Annotated in this window: 23 protein-coding genes; 13 read left to right on the top strand and 10 right to left on the bottom strand. The window is 61.3% G+C overall.

All coding sequences use genetic code 11. The annotated features are described in order from the left end of the window. The first annotated feature begins 7 nt into the window (after positions 1–7). Positions 8–448: a hypothetical protein gene (locus SynA1544_RS01025; protein ID WP_186514520.1), complete on the top strand. Its 441-nt coding sequence runs from the start codon at positions 8–10 to the stop codon at positions 446–448. Here the strand turns inward: SynA1544_RS01025 and SynA1544_RS01020 are convergent. Beyond that, the gene (locus SynA1544_RS01020; RefSeq protein WP_186514519.1) at positions 430–948 is read right to left on the bottom strand and encodes a hypothetical protein; all 519 of its coding nucleotides are present in this window, start codon (positions 946–948) and stop codon (positions 430–432) included. The genes SynA1544_RS01025 and SynA1544_RS01020 overlap by 19 nt on opposite strands. A 57-nt stretch (positions 949–1,005) precedes the next feature. On the opposite strand from SynA1544_RS01020, the gene SynA1544_RS01015 reads away from it, so the two are divergent. Further along, the gene (locus tag SynA1544_RS01015; RefSeq protein ID WP_186515395.1) at positions 1,006–1,599 is read left to right on the top strand and encodes a thioredoxin family protein; all 594 of its coding nucleotides are present in this window, start codon (positions 1,006–1,008) and stop codon (positions 1,597–1,599) included. A gap of 10 nt (positions 1,600–1,609) precedes the next feature. Continuing rightward, on the top strand, positions 1,610–2,851 hold the full coding sequence (locus tag SynA1544_RS01010; protein ID WP_186514518.1) for a DegT/DnrJ/EryC1/StrS aminotransferase family protein: 1,242 nt from the start codon (positions 1,610–1,612) through the stop codon (positions 2,849–2,851). Here SynA1544_RS01010 and SynA1544_RS01005 read toward each other — a convergent pair. From SynA1544_RS01005 to folK, 3 genes are read right to left on the bottom strand one after another with little or no spacing between them, the layout of a single operon-like run. Then, positions 2,830–4,263, bottom strand: coding sequence for an FAD-binding domain-containing protein (locus SynA1544_RS01005; protein WP_186514517.1), 1,434 nt, complete (start codon positions 4,261–4,263; stop codon positions 2,830–2,832). The genes SynA1544_RS01010 and SynA1544_RS01005 overlap by 22 nt on opposite strands. Further along, positions 4,263–4,823 carry an NUDIX hydrolase gene (locus SynA1544_RS01000; protein ID WP_186514516.1) on the bottom strand — a complete coding sequence of 187 codons (561 nt, stop codon included), beginning with the start codon at positions 4,821–4,823 and terminating at the stop codon, positions 4,263–4,265. Before SynA1544_RS01000 ends, SynA1544_RS01005 begins: the two co-directional genes overlap by 1 nt. An 18-nt stretch (positions 4,824–4,841) precedes the next feature. Beyond that, positions 4,842–5,324 (bottom strand): 2-amino-4-hydroxy-6-hydroxymethyldihydropteridine diphosphokinase, encoded by a 483-nt coding sequence (gene folK / locus SynA1544_RS00995; protein WP_186514515.1) that lies wholly within the window; start codon positions 5,322–5,324, stop codon positions 4,842–4,844. Between the two features lie 136 nt (positions 5,325–5,460). On the opposite strand from folK, the gene SynA1544_RS00990 reads away from it, so the two are divergent. Beyond that, positions 5,461–5,787, top strand: coding sequence for a hypothetical protein (locus tag SynA1544_RS00990; protein WP_186514514.1), 327 nt, complete (start codon positions 5,461–5,463; stop codon positions 5,785–5,787). Here SynA1544_RS00990 and SynA1544_RS00985 read toward each other — a convergent pair. Beyond that, positions 5,784–6,134, bottom strand: a complete 351-nt coding sequence (locus SynA1544_RS00985) for a hypothetical protein (RefSeq protein WP_186514513.1) — start codon at positions 6,132–6,134, stop codon at positions 5,784–5,786. The genes SynA1544_RS00990 and SynA1544_RS00985 overlap by 4 nt on opposite strands. Between SynA1544_RS00985 and SynA1544_RS00980 the strand changes: the two genes are divergently transcribed. Next, on the top strand, positions 6,117–6,857 hold the full coding sequence (locus SynA1544_RS00980; protein ID WP_186514512.1) for a hypothetical protein: 741 nt from the start codon (positions 6,117–6,119) through the stop codon (positions 6,855–6,857). The two genes, SynA1544_RS00985 and SynA1544_RS00980, sit on opposite strands and share 18 nt — an antisense overlap. 50 nt (positions 6,858–6,907) lie before the next feature. Then, entirely contained in the window at positions 6,908–9,016 is a 2,109-nt protein-coding gene (gene bchD, locus SynA1544_RS00975) for a magnesium chelatase ATPase subunit D (protein WP_186514511.1), read from the top strand. Positions 9,017–9,066: 50 nt separating this feature from the next. Here bchD and SynA1544_RS00970 read toward each other — a convergent pair whose 3' ends face one another. Together SynA1544_RS00970 and SynA1544_RS00965 are read right to left on the bottom strand one after the other, a co-directional pair. After that, complete coding sequence (locus SynA1544_RS00970; RefSeq protein ID WP_186514510.1) at positions 9,067–9,948, bottom strand: MlaD family protein; 882 nt, start codon at positions 9,946–9,948, stop codon at positions 9,067–9,069. 5 nt (positions 9,949–9,953) lie between these two features. Then, positions 9,954–10,712 carry an ABC transporter ATP-binding protein gene (locus tag SynA1544_RS00965; protein WP_186515394.1) on the bottom strand — a complete coding sequence of 253 codons (759 nt, stop codon included), beginning with the start codon at positions 10,710–10,712 and terminating at the stop codon, positions 9,954–9,956. Positions 10,713–10,861: 149 nt separating this feature from the next. On the opposite strand from SynA1544_RS00965, the gene yvcK reads away from it, so the two are divergent. After that, positions 10,862–12,217 carry a gluconeogenesis factor YvcK family protein gene (gene yvcK / locus SynA1544_RS00960; RefSeq protein WP_186515393.1) on the top strand — a complete coding sequence of 452 codons (1,356 nt, stop codon included), beginning with the start codon at positions 10,862–10,864 and terminating at the stop codon, positions 12,215–12,217. Here yvcK and SynA1544_RS00955 read toward each other — a convergent pair. From SynA1544_RS00955 to SynA1544_RS00945, 3 genes are read right to left on the bottom strand one after another with little or no spacing between them, the layout of a single operon-like run. Beyond that, complete coding sequence (locus SynA1544_RS00955; RefSeq protein WP_186514509.1) at positions 12,211–12,777, bottom strand: NAD(P)H-quinone oxidoreductase subunit J; 567 nt, start codon at positions 12,775–12,777, stop codon at positions 12,211–12,213. The two genes, yvcK and SynA1544_RS00955, sit on opposite strands and share 7 nt — an antisense overlap. Further along, positions 12,774–13,514, bottom strand: coding sequence for an NADH dehydrogenase subunit K (locus SynA1544_RS00950; RefSeq protein ID WP_115131570.1), 741 nt, complete (start codon positions 13,512–13,514; stop codon positions 12,774–12,776). The genes SynA1544_RS00955 and SynA1544_RS00950 overlap by 4 nt, the downstream gene beginning before the upstream one ends. Before the next feature lie 2 nt (positions 13,515–13,516). Next, entirely contained in the window at positions 13,517–13,879 is a 363-nt protein-coding gene (locus SynA1544_RS00945; protein ID WP_038551549.1) for an NAD(P)H-quinone oxidoreductase subunit 3, read from the bottom strand. Positions 13,880–13,962: 83 nt separating this feature from the next. Here SynA1544_RS00945 and SynA1544_RS00940 point away from each other — a divergent pair, with 83 nt between their 5' ends. From SynA1544_RS00940 to SynA1544_RS00915, 6 genes are all read left to right on the top strand, one after another. After that, positions 13,963–14,361: a rubredoxin gene (locus tag SynA1544_RS00940; RefSeq protein ID WP_186514508.1), complete on the top strand. Its 399-nt coding sequence runs from the start codon at positions 13,963–13,965 to the stop codon at positions 14,359–14,361. Positions 14,362–14,370: 9 nt separating this feature from the next. Further along, positions 14,371–15,372, top strand: a complete 1,002-nt coding sequence (locus SynA1544_RS00935; RefSeq protein WP_186514507.1) for a photosynthesis system II assembly factor Ycf48 — start codon at positions 14,371–14,373, stop codon at positions 15,370–15,372. A gap of 71 nt (positions 15,373–15,443) precedes the next feature. Beyond that, positions 15,444–15,692, top strand: coding sequence for a cytochrome b559 subunit alpha (psbE, locus tag SynA1544_RS00930; RefSeq protein ID WP_006850675.1), 249 nt, complete (start codon positions 15,444–15,446; stop codon positions 15,690–15,692). A 3-nt stretch (positions 15,693–15,695) separates the two neighbouring features. Further along, the gene (gene psbF, locus SynA1544_RS00925; RefSeq protein ID WP_006851435.1) at positions 15,696–15,836 is read left to right on the top strand and encodes a cytochrome b559 subunit beta; all 141 of its coding nucleotides are present in this window, start codon (positions 15,696–15,698) and stop codon (positions 15,834–15,836) included. A gap of 8 nt (positions 15,837–15,844) precedes the next feature. Continuing rightward, positions 15,845–15,964 carry a photosystem II reaction center protein L gene (locus SynA1544_RS00920; RefSeq protein WP_006852026.1) on the top strand — a complete coding sequence of 40 codons (120 nt, stop codon included), beginning with the start codon at positions 15,845–15,847 and terminating at the stop codon, positions 15,962–15,964. Between the two features lie 10 nt (positions 15,965–15,974). Continuing rightward, on the top strand, positions 15,975–16,175 hold the full coding sequence (locus SynA1544_RS00915) for a photosystem II reaction center protein J (protein ID WP_186514506.1): 201 nt from the start codon (positions 15,975–15,977) through the stop codon (positions 16,173–16,175). Positions 16,176–16,247: the final 72 nt, after the last annotated feature.

Here is a 16,247-nt window from a genome sequence, read left to right as displayed (position 1 = left end):
ATCCTCCATGACGTTTCAACGCCCCATCCTCTGGATTCACGAGGAGGCTCTTGGTCCTAACAACCCAGCACTGCAGGCCTGGCCTGATGCCCCAGCGGTGTTCGTGTTCGACACCCGCTGGATCCAAAACGCACGAATCAGCCGCAAACGGCTTGGTTTCCTCTACGAAAACGCCCTCGACCTTCCCCTCACCTTGCGCAAGGGGGATGTGGCCGCTGAGGTGCTGGCATTTGCCCGTCGCCATCAGGCAGATGGTGTGATCAGCAGCAGCACGGTGGATCCACGCCTGGAGCGGATCGGCGAAGCCATCGATGCAGAACTGCCGCTTGAACTGCTGGAACCCAAACCGTTCGTGGAGCTTCCGCGACCACCCCGGCTGGGGCGATTCAGCCGCTATTGGCGCGCAGCCGAAGCTGTGGTGTGGGAGGGCTACTCACCAGCCCGTTGATCCCTCAACAGCTGCCGGGCCCGCTTCAATTCCTCCACGGGATTGGTGAGCAGGTCTTCCTCTTCGAGTGAGGGCAGCTGCACAGGAACCACCTGATCGTCGCTCCGGGGCGGCTCAGTCCACTGCCAGCGGTCCTCAGGGGCGCGTGCCTGGCACAGAGCCTCCAGCTCCTTCTCCAACAGAGCTCGCACATCGCGCCGGGCCACGGCATCGAAAAACTCCTGACGGGTCGCCAGCCCGGAACTGAACGGAGTGGCTCCATTGCCGTTGAACAAGCGGGCAGGATCCGGCAGCCATCGGGGACGACACACCCCCGGGAAGCTGGTGTCTGTCTCCAGATAGATGTGGAGCCCATAGCCATCGGGCTGGTTCACCACAGCCACCCCGTCATGGGGGGAATGGCGCTGCAGGGGGTACAACCGCCAGCTGGGTGGTTCCTTTGGAGCACCGCAGGCCCCCAGCAGCAGGGCAAATCCCCAAAGCAGACGCAGGCGCGGCATCCATCACCACCGGAGGTGGCCATCCTGAAGCAGATTCGCCGCATCTGCCTGCGCGTTATGGCCCTGACACCATCCACGATGCTGGCGCTCGGCACATGCCTTCCTAGTTTTGATCTTCCCCAGGTCACCGGCGGCCGGCTGAGCAGCGGTTCTCTGGACCAGCGACCCGTGCTGCTGATGGTGCTTTGCGCCCATTGCCCGTTTGTGAAACACGTGGAACCTGAGCTCACTCGGCTGGACAACGACTTCAGCAATGCGGTGCAGTTGGTCGGCGTCAGCAGCAACAGCCTGATCACCCACCCCCAGGACGGACCGGGACAACTGGCAGATCAAGCCCAGCGTCACGGCTGGAGCTTTCCCTACCTCCTGGATGAGCAGCAAATCCTGGCCCGAGCTCTCAAGGCCGCCTGCACGCCGGAGTTCTATCTGTTCTCACCCGACGGCAAAGGCGTACAAAGCCTGCGCTATCGCGGCCAGTTGGACGACAGCCGACCCGGCAATAATCAGCCCCTCGACGGCCGAGACCTGCGGGCCGCCCTCGATGCCGTGCTGACGGGAACTCCTGTCAGCACAGACCAGACGGCCTCGGTGGGATGCAATGTGAAGTGGAACCCCGGACAAGAACCGGAGTGGTTCGGCGGAGCCACTTAAGCTTTGCTTTATGCAGGTACCTCCCTTCAGCCTCGGCCAGCAGATCAACGATCTCGGTGTGGACCTCGAAGAGGCGGTTCTTGCGGTGTTGCGAAGCGGTCAGTACATCGGCGGACCGCAGATCAAACAATTCGAAGAGGCCTTTGCCGTCAGCGTCGGCTGCGAGCATGCCGTGGGCTGCAACAGCGGCACCGACGCGTTGATCCTTGCCCTGCGTGGCCTTGGGATTGGTGCAGGTGATGAGGTGATCACCTGCTCGTTCAGTTTTTTCGCCACCGCTGAGGCCATCAGCGCCGTCGGCGCCATACCGGTGTTCGTGGATGTCGACCCCAGCACCTACCTGATCGATTTCGAACAAATCGAAACCGCGATCACCCCGGCCACCAAGGCCCTGATGCCGGTGCATCTATTTGGCCGTGCGGTGGACATGACTCGTCTGATGGCCATTGCCGAGCGCCATCAGCTGAAGGTGATCGAAGACTGCGCCCAGGCGACGGGAGCCCGTTGGCAGGGCCAGGCGGTGGGGAGCTTCGGAGATGCGGGCTGCTTCAGTTTCTTCCCCACCAAGAACCTTGGTGCGGCTGGAGACGGTGGTGCCGTCACCACCCGCGATGCCGAGCTAGCTCAGGCCATGCGCGAGCTTGCCGTGCATGGCATGCCCGAGCGCTACTTGCACACAAGCCTTGGATACAACAGCCGACTTGATGCAATTCAGGCAGCAGTTCTGAATGTGAAACTGCCGAAGCTGGAGAGCTGGATCAGCAACCGCACAGCGATTGCCTCCCGTTACCGAGATGCCCTCGGGGATCTCCAAGGACTCACCCTGCCTTCCTCCAACGAAGGCCACAGCTGGAACCAGTTCGTCGTGCGCATCGGCAGCTGCCCCACCGGTCAACCGCTCTGCAACGCCAGCTGTAATCCCTCCACCACCAGTGCACGCCACGGGATCCCGGAGAGCTGCTGCCGCGACTGGCTCAAACAAACCCTGCAGGAGCACGGTGTGAGCACGATCATCTATTACCCGATCCCGATTCACCGGCAACCTGCCTACGCCCACCTCGGCTTAAAGCAGGGCTCCCTGCCGGTGACAGAACAGCTCTGCAGCCAAGTTCTCAGCCTGCCGATCTTCCCTGAGCTAAAGGAAGACCAGCAACAAACGGTGATCGACACCCTGCGCCAACTGCTGGTGTCCAATGTGCCAGCCCAGTTCCGCCGCAGCGAAGGTCGCGATCAGGACCGGATGGTGGCGTAAAGCGCCTTGAACTTGGCCTGCTGGGTTTTGTGATTCACGAGAGGCTCAGGGTAATCGCGTCGCTCGAGGGCTCCGATCTCACCACTGAGCAGATCCTTGGTGTTCACATGGCGGAGCTCCGGCACCCACTGGCGGATGTAGTCGCCAGCTGAATCGAATTTGGAGGCCTGGGTGGCTGGGTTGAAGATGCGCAGGGGCTTGGGGTCCATGCCGCTGCTGGCACTCCACTGCCATCCACCATTGTTGGCGGCCAGGTCGCCGTCCACCTCCAACTCCATGAAGGCACGCTCACCCCAGCGCCAGTCGCAGATCAAGTCTTTAACCAGATAAGAGGCCACGATCATGCGGCAGCGGTTGTGCATCCAGCCGGTCTGGTTGAGCTGGCGCATGGCGGCATCAATGATCGGCATGCCGGTCTGGCCCTCCTTCCAGAAGTCGAACCAGTCCTCGTTGTTCTCCCAGGGGAAACGGCGCCACTGCTCGCGGTAGGGACCATCAGCCAGTTCCGGGAAATGAAACAGGGCCTGCTGGTAGAACTCACGCCAACCCAGCTCCTGTTCCCACACAGCAATGGCCTGCAAGTGCTCCTCGCTGCGGGCTTGCTCTCGGGAGTCCTGGGCGGCGCACCAGGCCTGGCGGGGACTGAGGGTTCCCACACTCAAAGCTGCACTCAAATAAGAGGTTCCAGGAGTGCCGGGAAAATTACGGTCAGGCTCGTAGCCAAGCAACGGCCCATCGCAGAACGTGGTGAGTTGCCCCAGCGCCGCTGCCTCGCCAGGGCGACAGGGGCAGATTTCGACGCCCTTGAAACCATGGCTTCCCCGCAGAACCTCAAGGGGATCTCCGGCCGGTACCTGAGCGGAATCAAGATCCACCAGCCCAGTGGGGGCAGCAACGGCGCTGGGCTGCGTGGCCAGCACCTGACCACGCCAGTTGCGAAGGAAGGGGCCATAGACGCGGTAAGGATCACCACCGCCGGTCTTGAGCAGCTCCGGAGCGATCAGCAACTGATCCCAATCCACCACCACCTTTCGGCCGTCCGCCTGCAACTTCTTGGCCACCTGGCGGTCGCGCTCACGGGAGTAGGGCTCCACATCACGGTTCCACACCACGGCCTCAGCATCGATCTGCTGTGCCATCTGCGGCAAGACCGCCACCGGGTCGCCCTCCAGTACCAGCAGCCTGCTACCGGCATCACGCCAGCGCTGCTGCAATTCCACCAGGCTTTCGATCAGGAACCACAGCCGTGCCGGCGCCATCGGCGGCAAATGCTCCGGCGGGTTGATCACCTTGGGGTCGAGCACGTAGACCCCCGTCACAGCCGGACTGATTTCGGCAGCAGCGATCAAACCAAGGTTGTCCGCCAGGCGCAGATCGCGGCGGTGCCAGAACAGAACGCGAGAGGTGATCATCAGAGGCCGAGAAGCTGCTTGGCGCGGAACCAGGCGGTGACGCTTTTGCCATCGAGCCATTCATCGCCGGATGCCAGCGCTGCGTCCAACTGCGCTGGACTCATCAACACCACCTCCAGGTCCTCGTCGTCGTCCCCCGCCGGCGGGTTCTCCAACGCGGTGAGCTCCCGCGCCAGGAAGCAATGAATCACCTCATCGGAATAGCCCGGGCAAGGGAGCATCGGCCCCAGCGCATCCCAACGCTCTGCGCTGTAGCCGGCTTCTTCTCCCAACTCCCGCCGCATCGATTCCAGTGGATCTTCGCCATCTTCAAGCGTGCCGGCGGGGAATTCGAGCAGGCGGGCCTGAACCGCAAAGCGGTACTGACGCAGCAACACCACCTGGCCATCGTTGGTGATCGGCACCGCCAGAGAGGCGCCTGGGTGACGGATCATCCCGAAGGTTGCTTCCACCCCCATCGGCAGCTTGATCCGGTTGCGCTCGAAGCGAAGCTTGCGCACATCCACCGCCTCAACGGTGTCCAGCAGCTCAAAGGGCTCCGGGGCCGGCAGGGGCGCCATCGAATCAAGCGTGAAGAATCACCAGCATGGCGGGTGAGTGCCGTGCATCGCCTCGAGCAACGGCTCCAGCACAAAGCGGCGCAGGTGCATCCGCGGATGGGGCAACACCAAGCGGGGATGCTCAAGCCGGAACTCACCCCAAAACAAGAGATCGAGATCGAGTGGGCGGGGTCCCCAACGCTGCTCCGCACAACGATCCCGACCAAAATCGTGTTCCAGAGACTGGAGCGCATCCAACAACTCCAAGGCGTGGGCCTCATTCGGCTGCGCCTTGATGCCCTTCACCAACATCACGGCATTGCAGTAATGGGGCTGATCGGGGGGGCCGCCAACGGGGGCCGTATAATGAAGCAGCGACCAAGAACAACGAAGCTCTTGGCCCGACCAAGTGGCGAAACATCGCTCCAGCAATGGCCGCACCGCCATCAATGTGTTGCGCGGCGCACCAAACCGAGTGGGCCGGTTGGAGCCCAACGCCACGGCCAAGGGGCAGTTATCCATCGAGGCTGCATCGCAAAGCATTCAGATGGCCATGGAAGCGCCGCAAGGGGGCCAGCAGATTGCGCCAAGCCAACGCCAAACCCCACGAGCTGCAATGCCATGATCACGCGCCCAGGCAGCTTTTTCCAATCGGGCAATGGTGTTTAGCCAATCTTTCTCCCTCTTTTCCTCCCGGAAAAAAGCTCCCAAGACAAGGAACGAAAAACCAACCAAGCAAAAGCCCAACGCCAAGAAAAAAAGCGCTCGAATCCTCCTCCTCCTACCTTCCAAAGACGAACACATTCGGCTCACACTCCAAGAAGCAGAAAAATACGCGGCACAGAAAAAATATAAACTCGCCATTCAAGCCATCAACAAAGGGCTGAACGCAGGTCTTCCCACGCCTAAACTCCTGACCCAGAAGGCGCATTATCTTGCTGAAAGCGGAATTTACAGCCCGCCCAGGAGATCTGGAAAAAACTAAAAAATGACCCCGACAATCCCGAACTTGCAGGCGATGCCGCGCAGTCTCTGAAGCTCTGCCAACAACGCCAAACCGCCCTCGCCAACCAAACCAGAGCGCTGCTGAAATACTTCCACAAACTCGCCAAGAACAAGCAACAACCACTCCAATTCATCCCCAAACCGAAGGACTGGAAAACCAACAATGATCTGACCGCGATCATTGCCAAGGAGGCAGAGCATCTCCGCGGCAAGGGTCACGCCAAACTTTCGCAGCTGATTATCAAGCGTGCCCTCAGCGAAGGCTTTCGCTCCCCAACTGTTGTCCAACAACAGGCCCTCACCCTGGCCGTGAGCGGCAACCTTCAAGACGCCAAAGCGATTCTCAACAACCTCCTTAAAAACGAGAACACCCCGAAACTTAAACGGGGGATTCAGAAGTCTCTACAAGACCTCGATGCCGAACAAAAACAGTACTCAAAAAACCGATCACGCCACCTTCTCCTGCGCTGCAGCAACTACGCTTTAGCCAACAACTGGAAGCCTCAACACCTCCCCAAGCCAGGGGCAAAAAAAGCCAAAATCTCAGATCCAAAGGCAAAAAAATTAACCATCGAAGAAATCAAGTCGATTGTGGATGCCGGAAAAAGCAAGGTTGCCCTTGGCATGATTGACATCCTATTTGAGTTTTACAACCACGCCCCACAGGCACTGCAACTGAAAGCCAAGACCCTCCTTGATTCCAATCAGATTGATTCCGCAATCGAAGCGTTGCAACCACTCCTGACATCGCAAAAATCTTCAGATGCAACCAAGGCCCTCCTAAAGCTTGCGAGAAATGGAATTACCGAAAAAGCCAAACAGTTGAGTGAACAACAAACCGCCGATGAAGCCATTTCATTTTTCATCAACAAACACCTCCAGCACGGCATCGCGCCTGAGTTCAACGATCAAATCGGCAGCATTTTGTCCAAATCATCCAATGAAGACACAGCCATCGGAGACCGAGAACTCAGGCAACAGGAACTGCAGCTGCAATTCAATTCGGCCTTGATTGACCACCTGGAAGCCCGGCTGAAGAAAACTGCATAAAGTTCCGCTGTCATCAGCGAGACTGTCACGCACAAACGGCTGAATGCCCCATGGTGGCGAGCGGTGTAGCAATCAAGGACGACCAGGCAACCCGCGCCTTTCCCCTGGCTGCCATTACCGGCCATGGAACCCTCAAGCTCGCCCTCTTGCTGGCTGCGGTTGACCCTGGCCTGGGAGGCGTGGTGATCGCAGGTGGGCGTGGCACCGGCAAATCAGTCCTGGCACGGGGCCTGCATGCCCTGCTGCCCCCGATCGACATCCTCGACACCGAAGCCGGAGTTGGCCGCAACCTCGACCCACAAAACCCTGATGAATGGGACGACGCCACCCTGGAGCGCATCAGTGGCGAACCGCCCTCCACGGTCATCCCCGCCCCCTTCGTTCAGATCCCCCTGGGCATCACCGAAGACCGGCTGGTGGGTGCTGTAGACGTTGCCGCTTCCCTATCCAGTGGCAGCGCCGTGTTTCAGCCCGGGCTACTCGCTGATGCCCACCGTGGGGTTCTCTATGTCGATGAGCTCAATCTTCTCGACGACGGCATCGTCAACTTGATGCTGGCGGCCGTGGGCAGTGGCGAAAACCGCGTTGAGCGGGAAGGTCTCAGCCTCAGCCACCCCTGCCGGCCCCTGCTGATCGCCACGTACAACCCAGAGGAGGGCAACGTCCGCGATCACCTGCTGGATCGCTTTGCCATCGCACTCTCGGCCAATCAGCTGGTGAGCACTGAGCAGCGGGTGGAAATCACCAATGCGGTGATCAGCCATGGCCAATGCAGCCGCAGCTTTGCTGAAAAGTGGAGTGAGGAAACAGATGCCCTGGCCACCCAACTGCTGTTGGCTCGCCAGTGGCTGCCGGATGTGCAGATCAGCGGCGAACAGATCGAATACCTCGTCACCGAAGCCATCCGCGGTGGGGTGGAGGGTCATCGCTCCGAGCTCTACGCCGTACGGGTGGCCAAGGCCCATGCCGCCCTCAGCGGCCGGGACCGCGTTGAAGCCGACGACTTGCAGGTGGCCGTGGCCCTGGTGATCGCGCCGCGGGCTTCTCAGATGCCACCACCAGACCAACAGATGGAGCCACCTCCGCCGCAAGACCAGGAGCCGCCGCCACCGCCCCAGGACCAGGGTGACGACCAGCAGGAGAACCCGCCCCCACCACCGGAGGGATCCGGTGAGGAGGAGAACGACCCTCCGGTGGACAACAGCGAGGACGACACCACCGACGACGATGACGGCGATGGCGAGGAGGACCAGGCCCCTCCAGCTGTGCCCGAGGAGTTCATGCTCGACCCGGAAGCGATCGAGGTGGATCCCGATCTGCTGCTGTTCAACGCCGCCAAGGCAAAAAGCGGGAACAGCGGCAGCCGTTCGGTGGTGCTGAGCGACAGCCGCGGTCGCTATGTGAAACCGATGCTGCCCCGAGGTCCGGTGCGGCGGATCGCCGTGGACGCCACCCTGCGGGCGGCGGCGCCGTACCAGAAGATTCGGCGAGAACGGGAACCGGGCCGCTCGGTGATCGTGGAAGAGGGCGATCTGCGCGCCAAGTTGCTGCAGCGCAAGGCCGGAGCTCTTGTGGTGTTCCTGGTGGATGCCAGCGGCTCGATGGCCCTCAACCGGATGCAGAGCGCCAAGGGCGCCGTGATCCGTCTGCTCACCGAGGCCTACGAAAACCGCGATGAAGTGGCCCTGATCCCCTTCCGCGGCGACCAGGCCGAAGTGCTGCTGCCCCCCACCCGCTCGATCACGGCGGCGCGACGCCGTCTGGAATCGATGCCCTGCGGCGGTGGCTCACCTCTGGCCCATGGCCTCACGCAGGCGGCCCGCGTCGGCGCCAATGCACTGGCAACGGGAGATCTCGGCCAGGTGGTGGTGGTGGCGATCACCGACGGACGCGGCAACGTGCCCCTGAGCACCTCCCTGGGCCAACCCGAACTGGAAGGCGAAGAGAAGCCCGACCTCAAACAGGAGGTGCTGGATGTGGCCGCCCGCTACCGGATGCTGGGGATCAAGCTGCTGGTGATCGACACCGAGCGCAAGTTCATCGGCAGCGGCATGGGCAAAGACCTCGCTGAAGCCGCCGGCGGCAAATACGTTCAGCTGCCCAAGGCCAGCGATCAGGCGATTGCAGCTGTTGCAATGGAGGCCATCAGCACCATCTAACCAGCACGATATTGAGTCGAAATCACACCAATATCGACCCGATATCGTGCCTACTTGGCGGTCTGGGCCGGATAAATCTCACCAAACAGTTCACCCAGGCCGATGGTGAGATTGCGCACGCCCCTCATGAACTCAGGATCGCCCGTGAGTTTTGCCACATCGCCGCCCACAGCATCGATCGTGGCGGTGAGCTGGGCGGCATTGGCCGCCGTCTGCTTGAGCTCACTCAACGTTTGAGGATTGTCGAGGGAAGACGCGATGCTGTTCACGTGGGCCGTCGCCGCGACGGCATTGGCCGTGGCGGCCTCGAGATTGCGAATGACGGGCGCAGCCTTGGCCAACTCGTCCTGGAGCTGAACCGTCAGCACTTGGAATTGCCTCGCCGTGGCATCGATCTGCTCCAACGAGTCCGCCGCGTGGGGAATCACCCGTTCGTTCTGCGCCTGGGCCAGCAACTCCTGCAGTGTCTCCGTCACGGTGGACAAGCTGGCCGCTTCACGACCTTGAACGGTGCTGCCATCACAGAGTTGCTGTTCAGGGCGGCAGTTCGCTGCTCGCGGGAGGGGTGCATCCTTCGCCAACGGGGTGCCGCGGCTCACGAGAGACACCTGCGCATCACCCCCCAGCAACGAACCGGAAGCCACCGTGGCCGTCACCGGAAGCGGGAGGAGCAGATCGCCTTTGTCGATCTCGAGCTCAGCCACCACTGCTTCGGACGTGACCGCAATCGAGCGCACCGAGCCCACCAGGATGCCGCGATAGGTGACAGGAGAACGCTCCGCCAGGCCCGCCGCTTCGTTGAAACGGGCCGTCAAGGACCAGTGGCTGGCCCCCAAACGAACCCCCCTGAGCCAAAGTGCCGTTGAAGCAAATCCGATGATGCCGCCAATCACCGTGAATCCGACGATGGCATCACGAACGCTGCGTCGCATGGTGGTTAGTGCTCCGCCGGTTGCATCGGTCCGCGCAGGCTACCCGTCCTGAACTGGACGACATAGGGGTTGTCTGTGCTGCGGAACGCATCCACCGAGCCTTCCCACCGGAACTGACCGTCGTAAAGCATCACCACCCGTTCCGCAGAGCGTTCAATCGTGCTGCGCACGTGGCTCACCACCACCGAACATCCCTGGGCCACGGTGGTGGTTTTCACAATCAAGTCTTCGATCCGCGTGCAAGCCACGGGGTCGAGCCCTGCGGTGGGCTCGTCGTACAACAGCAAGGGCATCGACTGATCCCCCCGCTGAGGATCATCAATCAGGGCACGGGCAAAGCTCACCCGCTTCTGCATGCCACCACTCAATTCACCTGCATAGAGGTGAGCCACGTCGTAGAGCCCCACCGCCTCCAGACAGGCACGCACACGATCACGAATCTCCTGCCGCGACAGCTGCGCCCGTTCCCGCAAGAGGAAGCCGACGTTCTCTTCAACCGTGAGCGATGCCAACAGAGCGGGGTTTTGAAACACCAGCCGCACGTCCGGTGGATCGGCCTGGTCCAACCGCAGGTAGGTCTGCGGTTGGTTGAACAAGCGCAGTTCACCACTGGTGGGCAACTGCAAACCAGCCAGCAGGCGCAGCACTGTTGACTTGCCAGCCCCCGATGGACCCACCACGGCCAAGCGCTCCCCCGCCCGCAGGGTCAGGTTGACCCGATCCAGAACAGGCCGAGCTCCCCACTGCATCGTGAGGTCCCGCATCTCCACGACGGATTGAAGCTGCGGCAAAGTCTGGGCCGAAAAACACAGACATCCTGCCGCCTTTCCACAAGCTCCGTACAGTTCGGTGAACTTGCGAATCAAGCCGTTCCTTGGCGCGAAAGCCCCCAACAAGCAGACGCCAAGCCCGGATGATGCGCGATCAGCGGCGACGGGATCTGATGACCCGATCCCAACGGGCCGTGCGCTGGTTGCAACCTGGCCTGGTCGTCAAACGCTGGCTGCTCACCTCCGGCCTGGGCCTGTTGATGGCGCTGCTGGGGGCCGCCGTCTGGGCCGACCTGAAGCCGATCTACTGGATTCTGGAAACGCTGAGCTGGCTGCTGAGCAGCCTCACCACCGTGTTGCCCCGGGAGATCACCGGCCCGCTGGTGGTGCTCATCGGCAGCGGTCTTTTGCTCTGGGGGCAAAGCCGCAGCTTCGGCTCAATTCAACAGGCTCTCGCTCCCGACAAAGACACCGTGCTGGTGGATGCCCTGCGGGCCAAAAGCCGCTTGAACAGGGGGCCCAACATCGTGGCTATCGGCGGAGGGACAGGCCTATCAACCTTGCTGAGCGGTCTGAAGCGTTACAGCAGCCACATCACCGCCATCGTCACCGTCGCTGACGACGGCGGCAGCAGCGGGGTGCTCCGCCGGGAACTGGGGGTGCTTCCCCCGGGCGACATCCGCAACTGCCTGGCCGCGCTGTCCACCGAAGAGCCACTGCTCACACGCCTGTTCCAATACCGCTTTGCGGCCGGGAGTGGTTTGGAGGGGCACAGCTTCGGCAATCTGTTCCTCTCTGCCCTCTCAGCGATCACGGGCAATCTCGAAACAGCCATCACCGCATCAAGTCGTGTGCTGGCCGTGCAAGGTCAGGTGGTGCCCGCCACCAACGTGGATGTGCAGCTCTGGGCCGAACTGGAAAACGGCCAACGGATCGAAGGCGAAAGCAACATCGGCCACGCCCCCAGCCCCATTGTTCGCCTGGGCTGCAGTCCTGAACGACCGCCGGCCCTGCCACGGGCACTCGAAGCGATCGCCAATGCCGACTTGATCGTGCTCGGACCAGGCAGCCTTTACACATCCCTGCTCCCCAATCTGCTGGTGCCAGAACTGGTGGGCGCCATCAAATGCAGCAAGGCCCCCAGGCTCTACATCTGCAACCTGATGACGCAACCCGGCGAGACCGATGGCCTGGATGTGCGCGGTCACATCCGGGCGATCGAGGCACAGCTCGCCACTCTCGGCATTGAGCCCAGACTGTTCAATGCCGTCCTGGCCCAGGACGACCTGCCCGATTCAGACCTGGTGCGGTACTACCAAAGCCGCGGCGCTGATCCCGTGCGTTGCGATGCGGAAGGGCTCCGCTCAGACGGCTACGACGTCACTCAGGCACCACTGCAGGGAGTAAGACCAACAGCAACGCTGCGCCACGATTCACGCAGCCTTGCCCTTGCGGTGATGCGCTTCTACCGAACCCATCGACGAGAACGCGATCAATAGGCGTCCTGCATTTCATAGAAATCAGGCTGGACGTAGTCCTTGCGCAACGGCCATCCTTTCCAGTCCTCAGGCATCAACAAGCGTTTGGGATGCGGATGGCCCTCGAATTGGATGCCGTACATGTCGAAGGTTTCCCGCTCCTGCCAATCAGCCCCACGGAAGAGCCCATAGATCGACGGAATAGACGGAGTGCCTTCGCGGCTCAGAAACACTTTGATTCGAACCTCCCGCAGCTTGGCCGAGGGATCAGCCGCCATGGCTTCCACCTGTTCCGCCATCGCCAGGAAGTGATAGAAGCAAACCAGTTGCTCGCCGGGGCCTTCGTCGTAGCCCCCTTGGCACTGGAGATAGTCGAAACCGTTGCTCTTGAGCGCCGCAGCGATCATCGGGAGAACCGCGGCGTCAACGCCGATCTGTTCAACACCGAGATGATCAGGCTCGAGGCTGTTGTGATCAAAGCCCTGCTTGTTCAGCCATTGGCTCACCGGACCAGGCTCGGGAGCAACAACCGCACCCGCGTCATCCGAGGCGGCTGTCTTCTTGGAAGGGGTTTCGCTCATGACTCGACAGGTTCAGCAGCAGGGGTGAGCACGGCGGCATCGGTGGCCAAAGTCTGACCGGCCGGCGCTGCAGCCAGGGCAGCTTTCTGAGATTCAGCCCGAAGGTAAGAACCTGTCACGACAGGTTCAACGCGCTTCATCTGATGGGAGACCGTCATGTAGCGATGGGTCTGCTGGTGTTTGCGCCGCTCAGCCAGCGATTCATCCCCAACTTTCTTGCGCAGTTTGATCACGGCATCAAAGATGGCTTCGGGGCGAGGCGGACATCCCGGCAGGTAGAGATCCACCGGAATCAATTTGTCGACGCCGCGCACTGCAGTGGTGGAATCAGCGCTGAACATGCCGCCTGTGATGGTGCATGCACCCATGGCGATCACGTATTTCGGCTCGGGCATCTGCTCATAAAGCCGCACCAGGGCGGGTGCCATCTTCATGGTCACGGTTCCGGCCACAATCAGAAGGTCGGCCTGACGCGGAGAGCTACGGGGAACCAGACCGAAGCGGTCGAAATCGAAGCGAGACCCGAGAAGCGCAGCAAATTCAATGAAGCAGCAGGCCGTCCCATAGAGAAGAGGCCAGAGACTGCTCAACCGAGCCCAGTTGTGCAGGTCATCCAGACTGGTGAGGATGACGTTCTCGCTGAGATCATTGGTGACCGTTGGGGCACCAATCGGACCGCAGCTGGCTTCGCGCAGATCGCGAACAGCAGCAATGGAGGGGGATGTGTTCTCAGACATGACTAGCTCCACTCAAGGGCGCCTTTGCGCCAGGCGTAGGCCAAGGCCACCAGCAGGATGGCGATGAAGATCAGGGCCTCAATGAAGGCCAGCAAGCCGAGACGGTTGAACGCCACAGCCCAGGGATAAAGGAACACGGTCTCGACATCGAAGATGACGAAGACCAGCGCAAACATGTAGTAGCGGATATTGAATTGAATCCAGGCCCCGCCAATGGGCTCCATGCCGGATTCATAGGTGAGCTGGCGCTCGCCGGCACGGCTCTTCGGCGCCACCAATTTGTTGGTGATCAGCGCCAAGGCAGGCACTGCAGCCGCAATCAGCAGAAACCCCAGAAAGGCGTCGTAGCCGGGCAGGGCAAACATGGAGGTCCCCGTAGACCGGGTCAGTCTGGCATTCACCGCCTGGAGTTGTCGTCGATAGAGTCGATTGGCCCAGCAACACAGCGGTGAGCGACGAACAACAGTCCGTCCAGCCGGTCGAAACCACCGAAGCGGTGGAACCAGCGGTTGAGACCGCTCCGGAGAGCGACCCACGGACCCACCGTTTCGAATGTCGCAGCTGCGGCTACGTCTATGACCCCGACGAGGGGGTCAAGAAGGTTGGGATTGACCCCGGCACGGCCTTCGAGGATCTCGATGCGCTGGCTTTCCGCTGCCCCGTCTGCCGCAGCAAGGTGGCCGCTTTCCGCGACATCGGTCCACGTGCCAAGGCCAGCGGTTTCGACGAGAACCTCGACTTCGGCCTTGGGGTGAACCGGATGACGCCGGGGCAGAAGAATGTTCTGATCTTCGGCAGCCTTGCCCTCGGCTTCGCCTTTTTCCTGTCCCTTTATTCCCTGCGCTGAGGTCCACCGATGAAACGTCTGTTGAACACGTTCAGCCAGCTTCTGCTGGTGCTGGTGCTGGGGGTCAGCCTCAGCGGCTGCGTCACCACCCACGTGCCCACGGCCAGCACGAGTCCCTGGCAGGCCATGGATCTCGACACCCAGGCAAACCCGCTGGATGTGGCCTTCACAGACAGCCGCCACGGCTATCTGGTGGGCAGCAACCGGATGATCCGGGAAACCAACGACGGGGGCGCCCATTGGAATGAACGCAGCCTGGATCTACCCGACGAAGAAAACTTCCGCCTGATCAGCATCGACTTCGATGGCGATGAAGGCTGGATCGCCGGACAGCCCGGGCTGCTGATGCACAGCGACGACGGCGGCCAGAACTGGACACGCCTGTTCCTCGACACCAAATTGCCCGGCGAGCCCTACCTGATCACAGCCCTGGGCAGCCATTCTGCGGAGTTGGCAACGAATGTGGGTGCGGTCTATGAAACCCACAACGACGGCAGCAGCTGGGAAGCCAAGGTGACCGATGCCGCCGGTGCCGTCCGCGACCTACGACGCAGCAAGGACGGCAGCTACGTGAGCGTGAGTGGCCTCGGCAACTTCTACGCCACATGGGAACCGGGTGATTCCGTCTGGCAGGTGCACCAGCGGGTGAGCAGCCAACGCCTGCAGAGCATCGGCTTCCAGCCCGACGGCAACCTCTGGATGGTGGCCCGCGGCGCGCAGATTCGCCTCAACGATGAGCCAGGCAACTTCGACAGCTGGAGCAAGGCGATCATCCCGATCACCAATGGCTACGGCTATATGGATCTGGCCTGGGATGACGATGGCGCCATCTGGGCCGGCGGTGGCAACGGCACACTGCTGGTGAGCCGCGACGGCGGCGACAGCTGGGAGAACGACCCGGTCGGCGACCGTCAACCCAGCAACTTCACCCGCATGGTGTTCGACGGAGAACACGCCTTTGTGCTGGGTGAGCGGGGCAACCTGCTGCGCTGGGTGGGCAACGCTGTGTAACTGCGGCAACGCCTCAGCCTCGGCTCACCTGAGCCACCTCCTAAGATCATCGTCTTGACACGCCCAACGCCATGGCCGCCGGCTCAACAGGAGAACGCCCGTTCTTCGAAATCATCACGAGCATCCGCTACTGGGTGATCCACGCCGTGACACTCCCCTCCATCTTCCTGGCAGGGTTCCTGTTTGTGTCCACCGGCCTGGCCTACGACGCCTTCGGAACACCTCGCCCTGACGCTTACTTCCAGGCTTCGGAAAGCAAAGCTCCTGTGGTGAGCCAGCGCTACGAAGGCAAGTCTGAACTCGACATCCGTCTGAAATAAGCCATGACACAGGCCCCTCCCGTCGCCACAACGCCACGTAACTATCCGATCTTCACGGTGCGTTGGCTGGCGTTGCACACCCTCGGAATCCCGACGGTGTTCTTCCTCGGCGCCCTCGCCGCGATGCAGTTCATTCGCCGCTGATCCAAAGCATGGAACGCAACCCCAACCCCAACAACCTTCCGGTTGAGCTCAACCGCACCAGCCTGTACCTAGGTCTGCTGTTTGTCTTCGTGACCGGCGTGCTCATGTCCAGCTACTTCTTCAACTGAGGTTTATTCCATGAGCGGAAAAAAATCCCTATATCCCGACGGTCGAATTCCCGATCGCAATGCTGATGGCACGCCGGCTGTTCCCTGGAGAAGCCGTTGGACCGAAGGCGTTCTCCCCCTCTGGCTGGTTGCAACAGCAGGAGGAATGGCCGTTCTTTTCGTTGTGGGGCTCTTCTTCTACGGCTCCTACACCGGAGTTGGTTCCGCTTGATTGCAGGCCACTCCATGCTTCAAACCGGTCCAAAGGGCCGGTTTTTTTGTGCCTTGTTCATGCAGAACAGAC

The sequence above is a fragment of the Synechococcus sp. A15-44 genome (genome assembly GCF_014280115.1).
Taxonomy (GTDB): domain Bacteria; phylum Cyanobacteriota; class Cyanobacteriia; order PCC-6307; family Cyanobiaceae; genus Parasynechococcus.
This window is presented reverse-complemented; position numbering and strand designations above follow the sequence as displayed.

What these genes read in the sequence shown, in the direction of transcription:
- SynA1544_RS01025 (WP_186514520.1), top strand. Translation starts at nt 8, where the DNA reads ATGACGTTTCAACGCCCCATCCTCTGGATTCACGAGGAGGCTCTTGGT.
- bchD (WP_186514511.1), top strand. Translation starts at nt 6,908, where the DNA reads ATGGTGGCGAGCGGTGTAGCAATCAAGGACGACCAGGCAACCCGCGCC.
- folK (WP_186514515.1), bottom strand. Translation starts at nt 5,324, where the DNA reads ATGGATAACTGCCCCTTGGCCGTGGCGTTGGGCTCCAACCGGCCCACT.
- SynA1544_RS01015 (WP_186515395.1), top strand. Translation starts at nt 1,006, where the DNA reads ATGGCCCTGACACCATCCACGATGCTGGCGCTCGGCACATGCCTTCCT.
- SynA1544_RS00945 (WP_038551549.1), bottom strand. Translation starts at nt 13,879, where the DNA reads ATGTTTGCCCTGCCCGGCTACGACGCCTTTCTGGGGTTTCTGCTGATT.
- SynA1544_RS00920 (WP_006852026.1), top strand. Translation starts at nt 15,845, where the DNA reads ATGGAACGCAACCCCAACCCCAACAACCTTCCGGTTGAGCTCAACCGC.
- SynA1544_RS01010 (WP_186514518.1), top strand. Translation starts at nt 1,610, where the DNA reads ATGCAGGTACCTCCCTTCAGCCTCGGCCAGCAGATCAACGATCTCGGT.
- SynA1544_RS00950 (WP_115131570.1), bottom strand. Translation starts at nt 13,514, where the DNA reads ATGTCTGAGAACACATCCCCCTCCATTGCTGCTGTTCGCGATCTGCGC.
- SynA1544_RS00915 (WP_186514506.1), top strand. Translation starts at nt 15,975, where the DNA reads ATGAGCGGAAAAAAATCCCTATATCCCGACGGTCGAATTCCCGATCGC.
- yvcK (WP_186515393.1), top strand. Translation starts at nt 10,862, where the DNA reads ATGATGCGCGATCAGCGGCGACGGGATCTGATGACCCGATCCCAACGG.
- SynA1544_RS01005 (WP_186514517.1), bottom strand. Translation starts at nt 4,263, where the DNA reads ATGATCACCTCTCGCGTTCTGTTCTGGCACCGCCGCGATCTGCGCCTG.
- SynA1544_RS01020 (WP_186514519.1), bottom strand. Translation starts at nt 948, where the DNA reads ATGCCGCGCCTGCGTCTGCTTTGGGGATTTGCCCTGCTGCTGGGGGCC.
- psbF (WP_006851435.1), top strand. Translation starts at nt 15,696, where the DNA reads ATGACACAGGCCCCTCCCGTCGCCACAACGCCACGTAACTATCCGATC.
- SynA1544_RS01000 (WP_186514516.1), bottom strand. Translation starts at nt 4,823, where the DNA reads ATGGCGCCCCTGCCGGCCCCGGAGCCCTTTGAGCTGCTGGACACCGTT.
- SynA1544_RS00970 (WP_186514510.1), bottom strand. Translation starts at nt 9,948, where the DNA reads ATGCGACGCAGCGTTCGTGATGCCATCGTCGGATTCACGGTGATTGGC.
- psbE (WP_006850675.1), top strand. Translation starts at nt 15,444, where the DNA reads ATGGCCGCCGGCTCAACAGGAGAACGCCCGTTCTTCGAAATCATCACG.
- SynA1544_RS00935 (WP_186514507.1), top strand. Translation starts at nt 14,371, where the DNA reads ATGAAACGTCTGTTGAACACGTTCAGCCAGCTTCTGCTGGTGCTGGTG.
- SynA1544_RS00955 (WP_186514509.1), bottom strand. Translation starts at nt 12,777, where the DNA reads ATGAGCGAAACCCCTTCCAAGAAGACAGCCGCCTCGGATGACGCGGGT.
- SynA1544_RS00990 (WP_186514514.1), top strand. Translation starts at nt 5,461, where the DNA reads ATGGTGTTTAGCCAATCTTTCTCCCTCTTTTCCTCCCGGAAAAAAGCT.
- SynA1544_RS00965 (WP_186515394.1), bottom strand. Translation starts at nt 10,712, where the DNA reads ATGCGGGACCTCACGATGCAGTGGGGAGCTCGGCCTGTTCTGGATCGG.